Source organism: Bartonella sp. TP (assembly GCF_030406085.1).
In the GTDB taxonomy this organism is placed as follows: Bacteria; Pseudomonadota; Alphaproteobacteria; order Rhizobiales; family Rhizobiaceae; genus CALTWN01.
The window spans coordinates 1-16,806 of the sequence record NZ_CP129002.1; the positions used below are offsets into that span (position 1 = coordinate 1).

13 protein-coding genes, 1 tRNA gene and 2 pseudogenes are annotated in these 16,806 nt (G+C 47.0%); 5 read left to right on the forward strand and 11 right to left on the reverse strand.

Going from position 1 to position 16,806, the window contains the following annotated elements:
* The 3 genes and pseudogenes from QVL57_RS00005 to recJ all read left to right on the forward strand — a co-directional run.
* Positions 1 to 108, forward strand: a pseudogene (locus QVL57_RS00005) (lytic transglycosylase domain-containing protein); the annotation flags it as partial.
* 131 nt (positions 109 to 239) lie between these two features.
* Positions 240 to 1,562: a homoserine dehydrogenase gene (locus tag QVL57_RS00010; RefSeq protein ID WP_290077411.1), complete on the forward strand. Its 1,323-nt coding sequence runs from the start codon at positions 240 to 242 to the stop codon at positions 1,560 to 1,562.
* Entirely contained in the window at positions 1,523 to 3,322 is a 1,800-nt protein-coding gene (recJ, locus tag QVL57_RS00015; RefSeq protein ID WP_290076441.1) for a single-stranded-DNA-specific exonuclease RecJ, read from the forward strand. The genes QVL57_RS00010 and recJ overlap by 40 nt, the downstream gene beginning before the upstream one ends.
* Before the next feature lie 3 nt (positions 3,323 to 3,325).
* On the opposite strand, the pseudogene parE reads toward recJ, so the two are convergent.
* The 5 genes and pseudogenes from parE to QVL57_RS00040 all read right to left on the reverse strand — a co-directional run.
* Positions 3,326 to 5,248: pseudogene (parE, locus tag QVL57_RS00020) on the reverse strand (DNA topoisomerase IV subunit B); the annotation flags it as partial.
* Between the two features lie 149 nt (positions 5,249 to 5,397).
* Positions 5,398 to 6,126 (reverse strand): lipoyl(octanoyl) transferase LipB, encoded by a 729-nt coding sequence (gene lipB, locus QVL57_RS00025; RefSeq protein ID WP_290076443.1) that lies wholly within the window; start codon positions 6,124 to 6,126, stop codon positions 5,398 to 5,400.
* A complete protein-coding gene (locus QVL57_RS00030) occupies positions 6,095 to 7,573 on the reverse strand; it encodes an SPOR domain-containing protein (protein WP_290076445.1) in 1,479 nt (492 codons plus the stop codon). The genes lipB and QVL57_RS00030 overlap by 32 nt, the downstream gene beginning before the upstream one ends.
* A 74-nt stretch (positions 7,574 to 7,647) precedes the next feature.
* Positions 7,648 to 9,396, reverse strand: a complete 1,749-nt coding sequence (gene argS / locus QVL57_RS00035) for an arginine--tRNA ligase (protein ID WP_290076446.1) — start codon at positions 9,394 to 9,396, stop codon at positions 7,648 to 7,650.
* Positions 9,393 to 10,550 carry a deoxyguanosinetriphosphate triphosphohydrolase gene (locus QVL57_RS00040; RefSeq protein ID WP_290076448.1) on the reverse strand — a complete coding sequence of 386 codons (1,158 nt, stop codon included), beginning with the start codon at positions 10,548 to 10,550 and terminating at the stop codon, positions 9,393 to 9,395. The genes argS and QVL57_RS00040 overlap by 4 nt, the downstream gene beginning before the upstream one ends.
* 93 nt (positions 10,551 to 10,643) lie before the next feature.
* Here QVL57_RS00040 and QVL57_RS00045 point away from each other — a divergent pair, with 93 nt between their 5' ends.
* Positions 10,644 to 10,970: an iron-sulfur cluster assembly accessory protein gene (locus QVL57_RS00045; protein WP_290077413.1), complete on the forward strand. Its 327-nt coding sequence runs from the start codon at positions 10,644 to 10,646 to the stop codon at positions 10,968 to 10,970.
* Complete coding sequence (locus tag QVL57_RS00050) at positions 10,967 to 11,905, forward strand: carboxypeptidase regulatory-like domain-containing protein (RefSeq protein WP_290076450.1); 939 nt, start codon at positions 10,967 to 10,969, stop codon at positions 11,903 to 11,905. Before QVL57_RS00045 ends, QVL57_RS00050 begins: the two co-directional genes overlap by 4 nt.
* A 136-nt stretch (positions 11,906 to 12,041) precedes the next feature.
* Here QVL57_RS00050 and thrS read toward each other — a convergent pair whose 3' ends face one another.
* From thrS to accC, 6 genes are all read right to left on the reverse strand, one after another.
* Positions 12,042 to 14,003: a threonine--tRNA ligase gene (thrS, locus tag QVL57_RS00055; RefSeq protein WP_290076452.1), complete on the reverse strand. Its 1,962-nt coding sequence runs from the start codon at positions 14,001 to 14,003 to the stop codon at positions 12,042 to 12,044.
* Between the two features lie 24 nt (positions 14,004 to 14,027).
* Positions 14,028 to 14,303, reverse strand: coding sequence for a membrane protein insertion efficiency factor YidD (yidD, locus tag QVL57_RS00060; RefSeq protein ID WP_290076454.1), 276 nt, complete (start codon positions 14,301 to 14,303; stop codon positions 14,028 to 14,030).
* On the reverse strand, positions 14,300 to 14,722 hold the full coding sequence (locus tag QVL57_RS00065) for an iron-sulfur cluster assembly scaffold protein (protein WP_290076455.1): 423 nt from the start codon (positions 14,720 to 14,722) through the stop codon (positions 14,300 to 14,302). The genes yidD and QVL57_RS00065 overlap by 4 nt, the downstream gene beginning before the upstream one ends.
* Positions 14,723 to 14,736: 14 nt before the next feature.
* Positions 14,737 to 14,821 (reverse strand) — tRNA-Leu (locus QVL57_RS00070).
* A 41-nt stretch (positions 14,822 to 14,862) separates the two neighbouring features.
* Positions 14,863 to 15,429, reverse strand: coding sequence for a GTP cyclohydrolase I FolE (gene folE / locus QVL57_RS00075; protein ID WP_290076457.1), 567 nt, complete (start codon positions 15,427 to 15,429; stop codon positions 14,863 to 14,865).
* A gap of 20 nt (positions 15,430 to 15,449) precedes the next feature.
* On the reverse strand, positions 15,450 to 16,793 hold the full coding sequence (gene accC, locus QVL57_RS00080) for an acetyl-CoA carboxylase biotin carboxylase subunit (RefSeq protein ID WP_290076459.1): 1,344 nt from the start codon (positions 16,791 to 16,793) through the stop codon (positions 15,450 to 15,452).
* Positions 16,794 to 16,806: the final 13 nt, after the last annotated feature.

Consider the following 16,806-nt stretch of genomic DNA (forward strand, 5'->3'; position numbering starts at 1 on the left):
TGTACGACTATATTAAAGTATAATGCTGGTTATGGTGCAAAGAAGATGAACCCGATTTCGCAACGTTATTGTGAAAAGGTTCGTACTTACCTCGCCTCTTTGAAATAATAGAGGCTTTTTCTAGAGCATCAACCAATCTTGCCTGACTTGACGCTGATTTTTAGTTTTGCTAAACTTCCCTAGTGAAATGCACAATTGTTGGAAGTAAAGTGAGCGATAGGCCGGCCATTAATTATAATATAAAAAAAGAAATTCGTTTGGGCATAGCTGGCCTAGGTACCGTTGGCGCTAGTTTAGTACAGCTTATTGCACAACGTGCAGAGCAAATAGAGCGGCAGCTGAACATTCGGTTAAAGATTGTAGGGCTCAGCGCGCGCGACAAGCAGCGCGATCGTGGCTTTGACCCTGGGGCCTTTACCTGGTATGAAAATCCTATAAAGCTTGCGGTGGCGCGGGATGTTGATATTTTTGTCGAGCTTATTGGCGGAGCAGAAGGCGTGGCGAATGCCTCGATACGAGCGGCGTTGAATAATGGAGCGCATGTCGTTACGGCAAATAAAGCTCTGCTAGCGCATAGCGGCATGGACTTGGCCATTTTAGCTGAATCACTAGGGCGCGAAATATCGTTTGAAGCTGCGGTGGCAGGCGGCGTGCCAGTGATAAAAACGCTCAGGGAATCGCTAATAGGTCATAAAATCAACAAAATCCATGCCATAGTAAACGGTACATGCAATTATATTCTAAGCCGCATGCAAGAGCAGGGCGTTGGCTTTGCCGAGGCTTTGCAAGCCGCTCAAAAACTTGGCTATGCCGAAGCTTGCCCCAAAGCCGACGTGCAAGGCTTTGACGCCGCTCAGAAATTAGCGCTTTTAACCGCTTTGGCTTTTAAAAAGCAAAATGCGATTGAAAATGTTGTTATTCGTGGTATCGATGATATTCTAGAGCAAGATATTCGCGCTGTTGAGCATTTTGGCTATCGGCTAAAATTGCTGGCCAGCTGCCTAGATCTAGAAGATGGCGTATTGCAAATTGTTGAGCCGACTTTGTTGCCCAAAACCTCTTTGCTAGCACAGCTTTCTGGCGTGGTAAATGGCGTAACGATTTTTAGCGATTTACTGGGCGAGTTATTTTTGGCCGGGCCAGGCGCAGGTGGCTCGGCTACTGCCGCGGCAGTATTGGCCGATATTTTGGATTTAGCAATAAAACAAGTCAATGACATTCCAGCCGCACCACTATTTGGCGTGCCCATAAAGCAGCTAGAGCCCTATAAAAAGGCCGATTTGCAGCACCAATTAGTGCCCGGCTTTTACATTCGGCTTTGTGTGGCGGACCAAACGGGGATTTTTGCTGATGTCTCACAAAAAATGGCAAAAAATAACGTGTCTTTTGAATCAATTGCGCAGAATTTAGAATCGCTCTTTCCTGGCGATACAGAATATAAAAATATCGTGATCATAACCCATGAAACAACGCGGCAAAATGTAGAAAAAGCCTTAGATGCAATAGCAGAATCGGGCTATCTATGCCAAAAATACAGGCTATACCCACTGGCTTTACTGTAATGAGCAAATATTTTCTAGACATTGCAAGCTCTGTAACTGGCCATGCTTGGCTAGATGCGTTAGATTTAGAGGGCAATGAGCTAGCCGGGCGGCTGCAGCAGCAATTTGGCGCCTCTAGCACCGTGGCTCGGCTTTTGGCCGCGCAGGGCGTTACAGAGCCGCAATTTTATAGCTATCTAGACCCTAAATTGCGCGATTTATTGCCAAACCCAAAAAGCTTTAAAGATATGGAGCTCGCGCTTGATTGCATTATTGAAGCGATTGAGGGCAAGGTAAAAATTGCAATTTATGGCGATTATGATGTCGACGGCGCTTGTTCAGCAGCGTTGATGAAGCTATTTTTAACCCATCTGGGCGCGGAATGCTTAATCTATATTCCGCAGCGTTTAGAAGAAGGCTATGGCCTAAATAACCAAGCCATGCAACATTTACAGCAATTAGGCTGCGGTCTAGTAATAGCAGTAGATTGCGGCACCAATGACGGCGCGGCAATGCAGGGCATAAGCGGACTTAAATTAGTAGTGCTAGACCATCATAAAGTCGCAAAATTAAATGAGCATGCCATCGCCATAGTTAATCCAAGCCGCCCCGACGATAATTCTGGCTGCGCGCAGCTTTGTGCGGCTGGCGTGGTGTTTATAACGCTTGTTGGGTTGGCTACGCGTTTGCGCGCGCGCTATAAAATACCAGATTTGTTGGGCTATCTTGACCTTGTGGCGCTAGCAACTATTTGCGATCTTGTGCCCTTGATTGGCGTAAATAGAGCTTTTGTTGTGGGAGGGCTAAAGATTGCGCGTACGCTTTCTAATGTGGGCATTAAAGCTTTGGCAAAAGCGGCCATGCTTGTCGAGCCGCTAAATGCGTATCATTTCAGCTATATTCTAGGCCCATCTATCAATGCGGCAGGGCGCATTGCCGATGCTAGCCTGGGCGCCCAGCTGCTATGCTGCAACTCAGCGCAACAGGCCGAAGAATGGGCCTTGAGCCTGCGCGAGACTAATAAGCAAAGACAGCAGCTCGAGACAGAGGCCCAAACAAGCCTGATTTTTGCCCTGCATAATAAATATGAAGGCCGCGAACTAGCGCCAGCTTTAATCGAAATGGGCGACTGGCATGCGGGGCTAGTTGGCCTGTTGGCGGGCCGGTTGAAAGATAAATATCTACGGCCGGTAATTATCTTGTCCAAAAAGCCAGATGGCACCGCCGTGGGCTCGGCCAGATCTATCCGCGGCGTAGATATCGGCGCGTTAATCGCCCAAGCTGTTGAAGCTGGCTTGTTGCTACGGGGTGGCGGGCATGCTATGGCCGCTGGACTAACCATCGAGCAAGACAAGCTAGAAGCTTTTTCAACCTGGCTGTGCCAGCAAATTAGCGAAAAAATCGGCCAATTTCATACCCAGCCGATTTTAAAAATCACCTCGCTAATAAGCGCGCGCGGCGCCACAGAAGAATTATGCAGAGAAATAGAAAAGGCCGGGCCATATGGCGCCGGAAATATGCAGCCAATATTTGCCCTGCGTGCACATAAGATTGTGTATATAAAGCCCATGGGCTCGGCGCATTTAACCCTGACCCTGCAAGACAATAGCGAGGCTAAATTAAAAGCCATCGCTTTTAATGTTATAGATGGGCCATTGGGGCAGTTTTTACTGAATAATCTGGGCAATAATATACATATTGCAGGCAATTTGCGCTTGAATAGTTACCGCAATTTTAGCTCACCGCAGCTAAATATAATTGATGCAGCGCCAGCTTTTTAAGGCCTAAATATCTAGATTTTCGGCAAAAATAGCATTTTCTTGTATGAATTTAAATCTAGCATCTGGCTTGCTGCCCATCAAATCATCTATTGCCTGCTGCGTTTCATCAGCAAAATGGTCTTGTATCTTTACTTGCAGCAGGCTACGTTTGTCTGGCGCCATTGTCGTTTCCTTTAACTGCTGCGCACGCATTTCGCCCAGGCCTTTAAACCGGCCAATCTCTACCTTGCCCTTGCCAGTAAAATAGCTCTTCAGCAACTGGTCTTTATGCTTGTCGTCTTTGGCATAGGCAATTTTGCCGCCTTGGCTTAGGCGATATAATGGGGGCAGGGCGATGTATAAATGGCCATTGTCAATTAGCTTTGGCATTTCTTGATAGAAAAAGGTTATTAACAAAGAGGCAATATGCGCCCCGTCAACATCGGCATCGGTCATAATAATAATGCGCTCATAGCGCAGATCATCTTCTTTATATTTTTCGCGCACGCCGCAACCTAAAGATTGCACTAAATCCCCAATAAGCTGATTTGCCAAAATTTTATCATTACCAGCATTGGCAACATTCAGTATTTTACCGCGCAGAGGCAAAACAGCTTGGTTGGCGCGGTTTCTTGCCTGCTTCGCCGAGCCACCAGCAGAGTCACCTTCTACGATAAAGATTTCCGCATTATGCGGGTTATTTTGTATGCAGTCGGCCAATTTTGGTGGCAATCGCAGCCTTTTGGTAGCATTTTTGCGGCTATTTTCTTTTTCTTGCCGTCTTCTTATTCTTTCATCTGCGCGCTCAACTACCCAGTCGAGCAATTTAGTAGCGTCGGCATTATTATTGGCCAGCCAATGGTCAAATTGGTCGCGCATAGTGGCTTCTACCACGCGCTGCGCCTCTACACTAGAAAGCCGGTCTTTGGTCTGGCCTACAAATTCTGGGTCGCGAATAAAAACCGAAAGCATCGCCGTTACCGCCAGCATAACATCATCAGGAGTTATTAAACTCGCGCGTTTGTTATTGGCCAATTCGCCATAGTTTTTTAGCCCCCTAGTTAGCGCCAAGCGCAGCCCCGTAACATGCGTACCGCCATCTTGGGTGGGTATGGTATTGCAATAGGCGTGCATTGAGCCTTCGCTACTGGTCCAGGCTATGGCCCATTCTACCCCGCCATGGCCACCGCGATTATTTGTCTTGCCAGCAAAGATATTTGTGGTTATCAGCTGCGCATCTTCGATGCTGCGTAGAATATAATCGCTTAGCCCACCGGGAAAATGAAAAACCTCTTCTGTTGGTATTTTTGTTTTGCTACCAAGTTTTTCTGGCGCGCAAGACCATTTTATTTTAACCCCCCCAAAAAGATAGGCTTTGGAGCGGGCTATTTTGTACAACCGCTCGGGGTCAAAGGCAGCCTTGGCACCAAAAATCTCTGGATCCGGATGAAAGCGCACCAAAGTACCACGCCGCGACTTTGCGGGCCCAATATTTTGCAATGTAGATGTTGGCGCACCGCGACTATATAGCTGCTTGTACAGCACACCCGCGCGTATGGTTTCTATTTCCAGCTTATCGGACAGGGCATTAACCACAGAAATCCCCACGCCATGCAGCCCACCAGAAGTTTCATAAGCTTTGCCGTCGAATTTACCGCCAGAATGCAGCTGCGTCATGATTACTTCTAGCGTAGATTTTTTGGGCATTTGCGGGTGTTTTTCCACCGGGATGCCGCGGCCATTATCGCTAACTTGTACATAGCCATTTGCGTCTAAAGCAACCTCAATAATGCTAGCATGGCCAGCCACCGCTTCGTCCATTGCATTGTCAATAACTTCAGAAAATAAATGATGCAAAGCCTTGTTATCTGTACCGCCAATATACATGCCGGGCCGCAAACGCACTGGCTCTAGCCCCTCTAGCACGCGAATGCTGGAGGCGTCATAGGCTGCTTTGGCGTTAAAATTACTGCGTTTTTTTGGACTAGCGCTGCTCAAATTTTCATCAAATAGGCTTTGGTTGGCTTTATTCATTCATATCTCATTTTGCTTTTGCCTAGAATATATAGCATGAAAAGCCAAAAAACACCAGGTTTTTATTGGTGTATTTCGCCAAATAGAGCCTGAAAATTACGTGCTAATGCAGCATCTAGCTGCTGCATATCTGCGGCTACACCTAGTTTTTGAAAGCTAGTGGTGCCAAAGGCGGCTTGGCCGCAGGGCACTATGCCAGCATAATGGCTAAGGTTTGGATTTAGATTTATAGCTATACCGTGAAAGCTAACCCAGCGGCGTATTTTTATGCCAATAGCGGCAATTTTTTCTTCGCCCCACTGGCTGCTAACCCACACGCCAACGCGGTCTTCGCGTCGTTCGCCCTGTATGCCAAAATCTGCCAAGCTGCGAATAATCCACTCTTCTAATGTTGCCACAAAGGCGCGAATGTCACAATGGCGCTGTTGCAAATTAAGCATTACATAAACCACGCGCTGGCCGGGGCCATGATAGGTATATTGCCCGCCGCGACCAGTGTTAAAAATGGGCAATTGGTCTGGGCATAGTAAATCTTTTGGCTTGGCACTTGTGCCAGCTGTATACAGGGGTGGATGCTCAAGTAGCCACAGCATTTCTGGCGCTTTGCCAGCGGCAATGGCTGCTACGCGAGCCTCCATAAACTCCACGGCTTGCGGATAGTCTATCGGCGCTTTTTCCACCCGCCAAAAGGGCGCAGGCCCTGATTGCGAGCGCAGAAAATTCGCGCTTATATTTTGCCGCAGCGTCGCCTTCATCACTTTAGCGTATGCCAAATATACATTGTCCGCCATGCTGCCTTATGCTAGTGCACAATTTTTTCGCTTCTTCGGCATCTTTAACATTTATGCGCAAACGATAATAGACACCTTTTGAAGGTATGATGGTTTTTTCTATATTCAATGCATAATTTTTCAAAATTGGCTGCAAATGCGCTGTTTGCTTGCTTAGCAAATGCTCGGCAGCGCTAGCACTAGGCGTTGAAGCTAGCTGAACATAATAGGCCATATAGCTATGCTTGTTATGCGCAGCAGCGTTGGTGGGGGCAGCAGGCTTTGCCTTTGCCTTTTCAACTGGTTTTGCTGCTTGCTTGTGCTTGATTTCTGGCTTTGGCTCATGCTTTACCGGCTTTGGTGCTGGCACATGCGTTTTGGCCACTTCTTTTACCGGAGCAGGCGCAGGCACCGGAGCAGGCGCAGGCACCGGAGCAGGTGCGGGCGTTGGAGCTGGTGCAGGGGCTGGCGGCGGTGTTGGTATTACTACCGGAGCTGGCGTTGGGGCTATTACCGGTTCTGGCTTGGCCTCCACCTGTAGCAAAGCAGGCGGAATTGCTGGTTGCGATTTGGCAATTTGCTGAATAGGCTCTGGCTTTGGCATTGGCACGGGTTGGCTTTGTGGCGGCACTACAGCCGGGGTTGGGTGTTTTTGCAATAGGGTGGCGGTATCTAGCTGCGGTTTTGGCGCTAGATCTTCTATTTTAGCCCTTGTTTTATATGGCGTATCATTGGCATAGATAATTTCTGGCGCAAAGGGGTGAAAGGAATGCAAATAATAAATGCCACCCAGAAATATTGCCAATAAAACAGCGATATTTACTTTAGCCAACAGCGAAAAATCATACCATTTACGCGGTGGTGTATTGAAATAGCGAGAATTCTGGCCAGCGCCACCTGGCATATCTGGCCGAAAAGAATTTGTATCTAGTCCGTGCATATTCGCTTCGTCTCCCAATTGGCTAAAATCTTCCCCTGTTAGCTCTTTCATTCGCTCTTTCATCAACGCTTCTCTGGCTTTTCGTGCCAGTTTTTCGCTTGTTCTGTCATGTTGCTCTAGCAATTCTTGCAAAGCGGCAGCGCTGTCCCATTGGCGAGTTTTCTGAACCGGTGGTGGCGGTGGTTTTGGCGGCCCAACTATATCATCTATTTCTTCGACATATTCATCATAGAAACTATAGGTTTCTACATTTGGCGCTGGGGTTTTGGGCGTATTTTGTTTTGGCGGCGGGGTGCTTGCTACTGTAGTTGGCTCTGGCTCGCCTAGCATGTCGATAAAATCTGGCTGCGGATTTCTAGGTTTTGGCGGTAGTTTTGCTGCGACCTCGGCAATAGAAACAAAAGGCTCACGCTTTGGGCGCGGCTTAGCACCAGCTGGATTTTTGTGCTGCATACTGTTTTTTAGCTCTAGCTCTAGCTCGTCTGAGATACTAGAAAAATTAGAGGATGTATCATTATTTTCTGTCATATCACGAAATCCAAAGGCAGTCTATCTAGCTTAACTATATTATGGTTTTTTTTAAAAAATCAATAATAAACTTACTATTTCATAGTTTGCGGCGCATTTACCCCCATAATATTTAAACCAGAGCTTAGTATAATGCAACTTGCGCGTACTAAGCCAAGCCGCGCCATTGTTAGCTCTAATTTGTCTTTTTGAATAAAGCGCATGGCGGGGTTGTCATTGCCCTTGTTCCATTGGGCATGAAACAGCGAGGCGAGGTCATATAGGTAAAAAGCCAAGCGATGCGGCTCTTTATTAACTGCAGCAAGTTTTATTAACTGAGGAAAGCTGCATAATTTCTTGAGCAATTGCATTTCGCTGGACTGCGACAAAAGGGACCTGCTAGCCAATAATTCGCTATTGCTTATTTCATACGCATCTAGACCCAGCTGCTCTTTTGCCTGGCGATAGATAGAATGGCAGCGCGCAACCGCATATTGTACATAAAACACCGGGTTATCCTTGCTTTGCTCGGTGACTTTGCTAAAGTCAAAATCCAATGGCGCATCAGTTTTGCGATATAGCATCATAAAGCGCACAGGGTCGGGGCCTACCTCGTCTACCACATCACGCAAGGTAACAAATTCGCCCGAGCGTTTGGACATTCTTACCGGAGTGCCGTTGCGATAGAGCTTTACCAACTGGCACAACAGCACCTCTAGCTTAGCCTCTGTGCCCGCCACCGCATTTGCCACCGCTTCTAGCCGCTTGACATAGCCACTATGGTCGGCACCTAGGATATAGATCATCTCTTTAAAGCCGCGCAGGAATTTATCGCGAAAATAGGCGATATCAGCGGCGAAATAGGCATAGGAGCCGTCGGCCTTTACCAAGGCTCTGTCTTGGTCGTCGCCAAAGGCAGTAGAGCGAAATAATAGCTGCTCGCGGCTTTCCCACTCTTGTGCCTCGCCACCTTTTGGCGCTTCTAGATGCCCTTTATAGACATAGCCTTTTAGCGTTAGATCATTTATTGTATCTTGGATAAGTTTGGCTTGGTCTGTGTGCAATTGCCGCTCGGAAAAGAAAATGTCGTGGTGAATATTCAGCGCCGCCAAATCAGAGCGAATTGTCTGCATCATTTCTGCCACCGCAAAATCCCTGATAATCTGCATTTTATTAGCATTGCGCAGTAAATAGCTGCCATGTAGCTGCACCAATTTTTGCGCTACGTCACGCAAATATTCACCAGGATAGAGCCCAGCTGGTATTTCACCTATATGCTCGCCCAGCTCTTCTCTATAGCGCAATAATAGCGACTCGGCCAGCACATCTATCTGCCCGCCAGCGTCATTTATATAATATTCCTTGGTAACTTTATAGCCAATATGGCCCAGCAAATTTGCCAGCACATCGCCAACCACCGCGCCGCGGCAATGGCCCACATGCATTGGACCCGTGGGATTGGCAGAGACAAATTCTAGATTTACTGGCTGTTTTTCGCCTATATTTTCTTTACCATAATCCTCGTTGCGATTTAGAATATGTGCCAATTGCTTGTGCCAAAAATCTGCAGAAAGGCCTAGATTAATAAAACCTGGGCCAGCGATGCTGATTTTTTCAATCGCGGCATCTTGCTGCTGCAGCAGCTCGGCAATTTCTTGTGCTAGCGTACGCGGATCTTGGCCCAGCGGCTTGGCCAGCACCATGGCGGCATTGGTTGCCAAATCGCCATGCTCTGCTTCTTTTGGCGCTTCGACATTAATACGCGCAATGATTGCTGCGTGCTCGGGCGCTAATTGCTTTGCGATTGCTTTGATTTTATCTTCGAAATATTGAAAAATATTCATATTGCACCCCTGAGATGGTTATACATATTTTCGGCATAAATATCTGTCATGCCAGCGATATAGTTGCTAATCATCGCTGCTTTTTCGCGCTCACCCGATTTTTGCGGGCGCCATTCAACAGGCATCAGGCTGGCATCATGCATGTAGCTAGCAAAAAGCGCGCTGATGATATCATAGACCTTGTCGCGTTTTTTCAATAGGCTTGGCGTTTGGTAGAAATTTTCGTACAAAAAGCGCTTCAGCTCTTTTTCCCTTACCTGCATGCTGGGCGAAAAGCTGATTTGCTGCTGCCCTGCATTATAGATATCCTCGGGCGATTTTGGCGCCAATTGCTGCAGGTTTTTGCTACTTTGCTCAAAGACGTCTTTTAGCATCAATGCGACCTGCTTGCGGGTAAAGATGCGGCCACACAAAGCCGGGTTTGAGCTTGCCAGGCCTGGATATTCTGCCTCTATCTCTGCCAAGATTTGCCCCGGCAATTGCAAATGCTGCAAATCCTGCAATTGAATAAAGTTAGAGCGCAAAGCGTCGTCTATATCATGCGAATCATAGGCAATATCGTCTGCTATCGCCGCGCATTGGGCCTCTAGCCCAGCGAATTTATCAAGCGAAAGGTCAAACTGCGCATTGAAGCTAGCGAAGATCTCGCTTTGCGCCAGCGTAGCCGTTAGCGGGCCATTGTGTTTTGCCAAGCCCTCGAGCATGGCCCAGCTAAGATTCAAGCCATCATATTCATAATATTGTTTTTCTAGCTTAGTTACTATCAGCAATGTCTGCGCATTATGGTCAAACCCGCCATAATCTTGCATTAAAATTTTCAAAATATCCTCGCCAGCATGGGCAAAGGGCGGGTGGCCTAAATCATGGGCCAGGGCTATAGCCTCGCTCAAATCCTGGTCTAGCTGCAGGCGGCAGGCTAGCGAGCGTGCGATTTGCGCTACTTCTATCGAGTGGATTAGCCTGGTGCGATAATGGTCGCCCTCGTTACTTGGCAGCACTTGTGTTTTATGAATCAAACGCCGAAACGCCTTGCTGTGAATAATCCGGTCTCTATCCCGCTGAAAAGCGCTGCGCCATGGGTCGGCTGGCTCTGCATATAGCCGTTTTTCGCAGGCGTGACCTTGAGTTGCGTAGCATGCTAAATATGTGGACATAGAGCTTTACTTCTATAAAGTTGCGAATTATAATGATGATAGCACAAATTATAGATATTTCATATAAAATTCTAACAAACTTTAGGAAAAAGCCTGATGTTGCTAAGCATTATGCCCCAAGCGGCAAAGCGAATAAATGACCTTTTACAGAGCGATCCAGAATTATATGCATTGCGTATAGCGGTAGAGGGCGGTGGGTGCTCTGGTTTTTCTTATAAATATGAGCTAGTGCATGAAAAGGCAGCCAACGACCAGGTGATAGAGCAGGAGGGGGCTAGGGTGGTTATTGACCCGGTTTCAACGCCTTTTTTGCTTGGCTCGAGCCTAGATTTTGTTGATTCGCTGTTGGAGCAAAGCTTTGTGATTAAGAATCCCAACGCCGCTTCTTCTTGCGGCTGCGGTGTGAGCTTTTCAATTTGAGATTACGCTATTTTTCAAGATTGCTGCTTATTTTTTTGGTTTTTGTGCCGCAATTGGCGCAGGCAGCCTTTGTGCCAGCCAACGCGCTTAAGCCAAATTTACTAACTAGCGCTGTATTGCATAAAAATGGCGAAATTGTCAAATCCGGCTTGGTCTGGCGCATTTATATTACCGTGCCGATTAAGGGCGCTACGGCAAAGGTTAAAAAAGACAGTACCAATCAAGACGACCAAGAACTAAAGCAAGTGCAAAGCTCGGCAAATCCGCAGGGGCAATTTGCCCTGCCGCCTGGTTTTTATTATGTGCAGTGCAATTTTGGCCGTATTAGCGTTATTGACACAGTTACCGTGCCAGCAACAGGAGTTGCCAAGCTGCAGCTAAATCTAGACGCTGGCGGTGTACAGCTAGACGCGCAGGTAAAAGACGGGCAGATTGAAAAAGAAAAGCTGCATTTTGCGATTTATGCCAATGACACAGAAAGCGATGACGCTGCGCTAATTCTGCCAAATATCAAGCCAAACATGCTAGTGCGCCTAAAAGCGGGCACGTATCACATAGTGTGCTATTACGGCCGGGTAAATGCCACAGAGCGGGCGAATGTAAAAATCGCAGCGGGTAGAATATCGCATGTGGCTTTTAAGCAAAAAGCCGCTAAAATCACCCTGCGCCTATTGCGCGAAGAAAATGGCGGGGCGCTAGCCAATACCAAATGGTCGATAGCCGACGCTTCTGGCGATGTGGTTTACGAAGCTACCGATGCCTATCTTAGTGTGATTTTAGCCAAGGGGCATTATGTTGCTATTGCTAGAAATAACGGTACCTTTCAAAAGGATTTTACAGTAGAAAGTGGCCAGAACACTAATGTGGATGTATTAACCGTGCAAAAACCACCAGAAAAGCATGTGAATAATGCTGATGATTGGGCTACGGATTAGCCGCGTTTTTTTTCTAAATTATAAAAATAATTTATACTTTTTCCTCTAATATATTCTATTGATATATTATATGATATATTAGTGTGACATGGTGTCACATCATTCATGCGCAAAATGTCACAAGCTGAAGTGACATTTAACGCAAATCTGGCGGCGTAGCTTCACTGCGCAATTGCTCTATGGCGCTGTCCAAGGATAGCTCTATTTGGTCGGGTGAACCTAGGCGGCGCATATTCACACTATTCGCGGCTGCTTCTTTTTTGCCGCAGATTAAAATTACCGGAATTTTCTGCGCGGAATGCTCGCGAATTTTGTAGCTGATTTTTTCATTTCTAGTGTCTGCCACTGCGCTTAGCCCAGCCTTTTTTAGCTTTGCCACAACAGTTTCTGCATATTCTATTGCTTCGCTCGTAACATTGGCTACTACAATTTGCTGTGGCGCGAACCATAGTGGCAAATGGCCTGCAAAATTCTCTAGCAAAATGCCCAGAAATCTTTCCATAGAGCCACATATCGCACGATGTATCATTATTGGGTGTTTTTTTTGTGAGTCAGAATCCGTATAGGTTGCACCAAAACGCTCTGGCAAATTAAAATCTAGCTGCGTAGTGCCGCATTGCCAATGCCGGCCAATAGCATCTTGCAGTGTATATTCAAATTTTGGCCCATAAAACGCCCCTTCGCCAGGCAGAATGCCCGTGCTTATTGCACCATTTGACTGTTGCTTAATACGTTCTAAAACCTCTTGCATTATCGCCTCTGCTTTGTCCCACAAGGCATCATCGCCCACACGGTTTACGGGACGTGTTGAAAGCTTGATAATGATATTTTCAAAGCCAAAATCCTTATATACCGCCAAGATCAAGTCATTTATGCGCAAACATTCAGCAGCTAATTGCTCTTGCGCGCAGAAAATATGGGCGTCGTCTTGGGTAAAGCCACGCACACGCATCAGCCCATGCAGCGCACCAGAAGGCTCGTATCTATGCACATTGCCAAATTCTGCTAGCCGCACTGGCAAATCGCGATAGGATTTTATGCCCTGTTTGTAGATCTGCACATGGCCGGGGCAATTCATTGGTTTTAGGGCGTAGGTTCTGGTATCTTCCGCGTCATTGCCCGCGGGTATTACCTTGAACATATTTTCTTTATACCAGCACCAATGGCCAGAGGTTTCCCACAGCGATTTGTCTAATACTTGCGGGGCATTTACTTCGTCATAGCCATGTTGCTCTAACTGGCGGCGCATATAAGAAACCAGATTTTGAAATATCTTCCAGCCTTTGGCATGCCAGAATACCACGCCTGGACCTTCTTCTTGAAAATGAAATAGATCCATCTCGCGGCCCAAGCGGCGATGGTCGCGTTTGGCTGCTTCTTCCAACATATGCAAATGCTGGTCTAGCTCGGCCTGTGTGGCAAAAGCTGTACCGTAAATGCGGGTTAGCATTGGGTTATTTGAGTCACCGCGCCAGTAAGCGCCAGCTAGTTTTGTTAAGCTAAAGGCCTGCCCGGCATAAGAGGTGGCGGGCATATGTGGCCCACGGCATAGATCTATCCAGTCGCCCTGCGAATAGATGCGAATTTCTTGAGTTTCGTCTATTGCCTCGATAAGTTTTAGCTTATATTCCTCGCCTCGTTGCTTGAAATATTTTACTGCTTCCTGGCGGCTCCACACGGCTTTGCGAAAGGGAAGATTGCGCTGCACAATCTCGCGCATTTTTTTTTCAATAAACGGTAAATCCTGAATAGTAATAGGTCGTTTTGTAGCAAAATCATAATAAAAACCATGCTCTATAACTGGGCCAATAGCTATTTGCGTGCCAGGAAACAGCTCTTGCACTGCTTGGCCCAAGATATGGGCTAAATCATGGCGGATTAGCTCTAGCGCCTGTGGCGATTCGCGCGTTAACAGTTCAAACTCGCCAGAGCCTTCAATTGGCGAAAATAAATCATAAAGCTTGCCATTTAGGCTATAGGCCGCGGCTTTTTTGGCCAAGCTAGAAGAGATAGATTTTGCCACATCTAGCCCTGTGGTATTAGCCTCATATTCACGCTGGGAGCCATCAACTAGGGTAAGTTTTATCGAATGTGACATAAAATCCTCATATAGAAAATTAAACTATATAATATGTTTTTGTTTGGAGCAAGTAATTTTGCGTAGATATTCTTTTATTGTTTTGGGCACGGGGTCAAAGCCGCTGCGGCCCCAGGGCTGGCAGGAAGCAAGGCGCAGCAAGGCCAAAAAGCCACCACGCCATAGGCCAAATTTTTCTATGGCCTCATAGGCAAAATGCGAGCAGCTAGGGGCAAAGCGACATTGCCGCCCAACAAGGCTAGAAAATGTAAGTTGATATAGGCGTATCAACGCCATGGCGCATTTTCGCAAGCTAATCATTGCAGCTGCTCGAAACAATCTAGGCAGGCAAGAAAAGGCAGCAATATCGCACCAAAGCGTGGCTTATAGTCACAGGCGCTGTGCAAAATGCTAAATTCGTCAAAGCGTCCCCAATCGGGTTGAATTTTTGTGGCAAGCATTTGGCTGAGCTGCTGGTGTAACGTAACGATTTCTTGTGGTTTACTGCCAATAATGTATTTTGCCAGCAAGGCGGCACTGGCTTGGCCCAAGGCACAGGCCGAGATTTCCTGGCCATAGGCGCTAATTAACTCACCTTGTTTTTTTAGGCTAACGCTGATTACCGAGCCACAGATTTTGGACTGTTTACTGCTTCGCGCATCAGCGTCGGGCAGCAAGCCTATATGGCTAATATTGCCAGCCAAGGCCAAGAGTTCTAGGCTATATATGCTATTTCTCATTGCTTTACTTTATATGGTGCGGTCGAGAAGACTCGAACTTCCACGGGTTGCCCCACAGCGACCTCAACGCTGCGCGTCTACCTATTCCGCCACGACCGCATAGGGCTATTTTACTATGCTAAGCATAAATAAACAAGCCCCTATAATTTTAGCAAATCCAAAAAAGACTGCTTTAGCTTGGGGTCGCTTGTATATTCGCCCTGAAAATGCGTGGTAATAGTAGTTGAACCAGTTTTTTTTACCCCGCGCATGGCCATGCACATATGCTCGGCCTCTATTAGAATTGCCACGCCTTTGGGTTGTAAATGCTGCATCAGCGCTTCGGCTATTTGCGCAGTTAGGCTTTCTTGCGTTTGCAGTCTTTTGGCAAAAATGTCAACAAGCCGGGCTATTTTCGACAATCCTACCACTTTTTTATTTGGCAAATAACTTATATGGGCTTTGCCTATTATCGGCACCATATGATGCTCGCAATGAGAGTAGAAGCTGATATTGCGCACTAAGATTGGGTCGGTATAATTTGCAACCTCTTCGAATACTGTGCTTAGCACGGCTGAAGCTTCCATACTATAGCCAGCAAAGAATTCTTGCATAGATTTTACCACGCGCTTGGGGGTATCTTTCAGCCCTTCCCGGGCTGGGTTTTCGCCACTCCATAATAGTAGCGTTTCTACTGCCTTTTCGGCCTCACTTCTTGTGGGACGCATCTGTACCTCGATTTATTTTATTAGCTATCTTTGCTCAGATATTTTTCTAGCCAATGTATGTCATAATCGCCTTTTATTATATCTTCATTTTCTACTAAATCTTGAAATAACGGCAGGGTAGTTTTTATACCGCCAATAACAAATTCGTCTAGCGAGCGACGCAGGCGCATCATACATTCTGCTCTGGTGCGGCCATGCACTATTAGCTTACCGATTAAGCTGTCATAATATGGCGGAATTTTATAGCCAGCATATGCACCGGAGTCAACACGAATGCCTAGCCCGCCTGGCGCGTAATAATGCGTTATTAAACCAGGCGAGGGGGTAAAGCTTCTTGGATCTTCGGCATTTATGCGGCATTCTATGGCGTGGCCTTTAAACTTTACCTCGCTTTGGCTTATGGACAAACCATTGCCAGCGGCGATATTTATCTGCTCATGCACTAAATCTAGCCCGGTTATCGCTTCGGTAACTGGATGCTCTACCTGTAGGCGCGTGTTCATTTCTATAAAATAGAATTGGCCATTTTCGTATAAAAATTCTACGGTTCCGGCACCGCGATAGTTTATTTGCTTGCAGGCATTGGCCACTATGGTGCCAATTTCTTCGCGTTGTTGCGGGGTGATGATTGGCGAGGTTGCTTCTTCCCATATTTTTTGGTGGCGTCTTTGCAGCGAACAATCGCGCTCGCCCAGATGTATCGCTTGGCCCTTGCCATCGCCCAGCACTTGCACCTCTATATGGCGCGGTTTTTCTAAATATTTTTCGATATACACAGAATCATCGCCAAAGGCAGCGTCGGCTTCGGTACGCGCTGTTTGCAGCGCTATCAGCAGCTCGTTTTGCGAGCGAGCCACCTTCATACCGCGCCCACCACCACCAGCCGCAGCTTTTATTATTACCGGGTAGCCAATCTCGGCGGCTATTTGTATGGCTTCTTCTTCTGTGGTTACCGCGCCAGCAGAGCCAGGAACAATCGGCAGACCTAGGCGCAGAGCTGTTTTTTTGGCCTCGATCTTATCGCCCATCATGCGAATATGCTCGGCAGTGGGGCCGATGAAAGTAAGCTGATGTGCTTCTAAAATATCCGCAAATTTGGCGTTTTCTGAAAGAAAGCCGTAGCCGGGATGTATTGCGTCTGCTCCTGTGATTTCGCAGGCGGCTAATATTTGGTGAATATTTAAATAAGAATCGCGAGCGGGCGGCGGGCCTATACACACGCTTTCATCGGCTAGGCGTACATGCATAGCGTCGGCGTCGGCGGTTGAGTGCACCGCTACGGTTTTTATGCCCAGCTCTTTGCAGGCCCGTAAAATACGTAGCGAAATTTCGCCGCGATTTGCTATTAATATCTTTTTTAGCATTTGTTACCCATTC

Coding starts and splice junctions, on each gene's coding strand:
- recJ (WP_290076441.1), top strand. CDS start 1,523: ATGCCAAAAATACAGGCTATACCCACTGGCTTTACTGTAATGAGCAAA.
- lipB (WP_290076443.1), bottom strand. CDS start 6,126: ATGGCGGACAATGTATATTTGGCATACGCTAAAGTGATGAAGGCGACG.
- QVL57_RS00030 (WP_290076445.1), bottom strand. CDS start 7,573: ATGACAGAAAATAATGATACATCCTCTAATTTTTCTAGTATCTCAGAC.
- argS (WP_290076446.1), bottom strand. CDS start 9,396: ATGAATATTTTTCAATATTTCGAAGATAAAATCAAAGCAATCGCAAAG.
- QVL57_RS00040 (WP_290076448.1), bottom strand. CDS start 10,550: ATGTCCACATATTTAGCATGCTACGCAACTCAAGGTCACGCCTGCGAA.
- thrS (WP_290076452.1), bottom strand. CDS start 14,003: ATGTCACATTCGATAAAACTTACCCTAGTTGATGGCTCCCAGCGTGAA.
- yidD (WP_290076454.1), bottom strand. CDS start 14,303: ATGATTAGCTTGCGAAAATGCGCCATGGCGTTGATACGCCTATATCAA.
- QVL57_RS00065 (WP_290076455.1), bottom strand. CDS start 14,722: ATGAGAAATAGCATATATAGCCTAGAACTCTTGGCCTTGGCTGGCAAT.
- folE (WP_290076457.1), bottom strand. CDS start 15,429: ATGCGTCCCACAAGAAGTGAGGCCGAAAAGGCAGTAGAAACGCTACTA.
- accC (WP_290076459.1), bottom strand. CDS start 16,793: ATGCTAAAAAAGATATTAATAGCAAATCGCGGCGAAATTTCGCTACGT.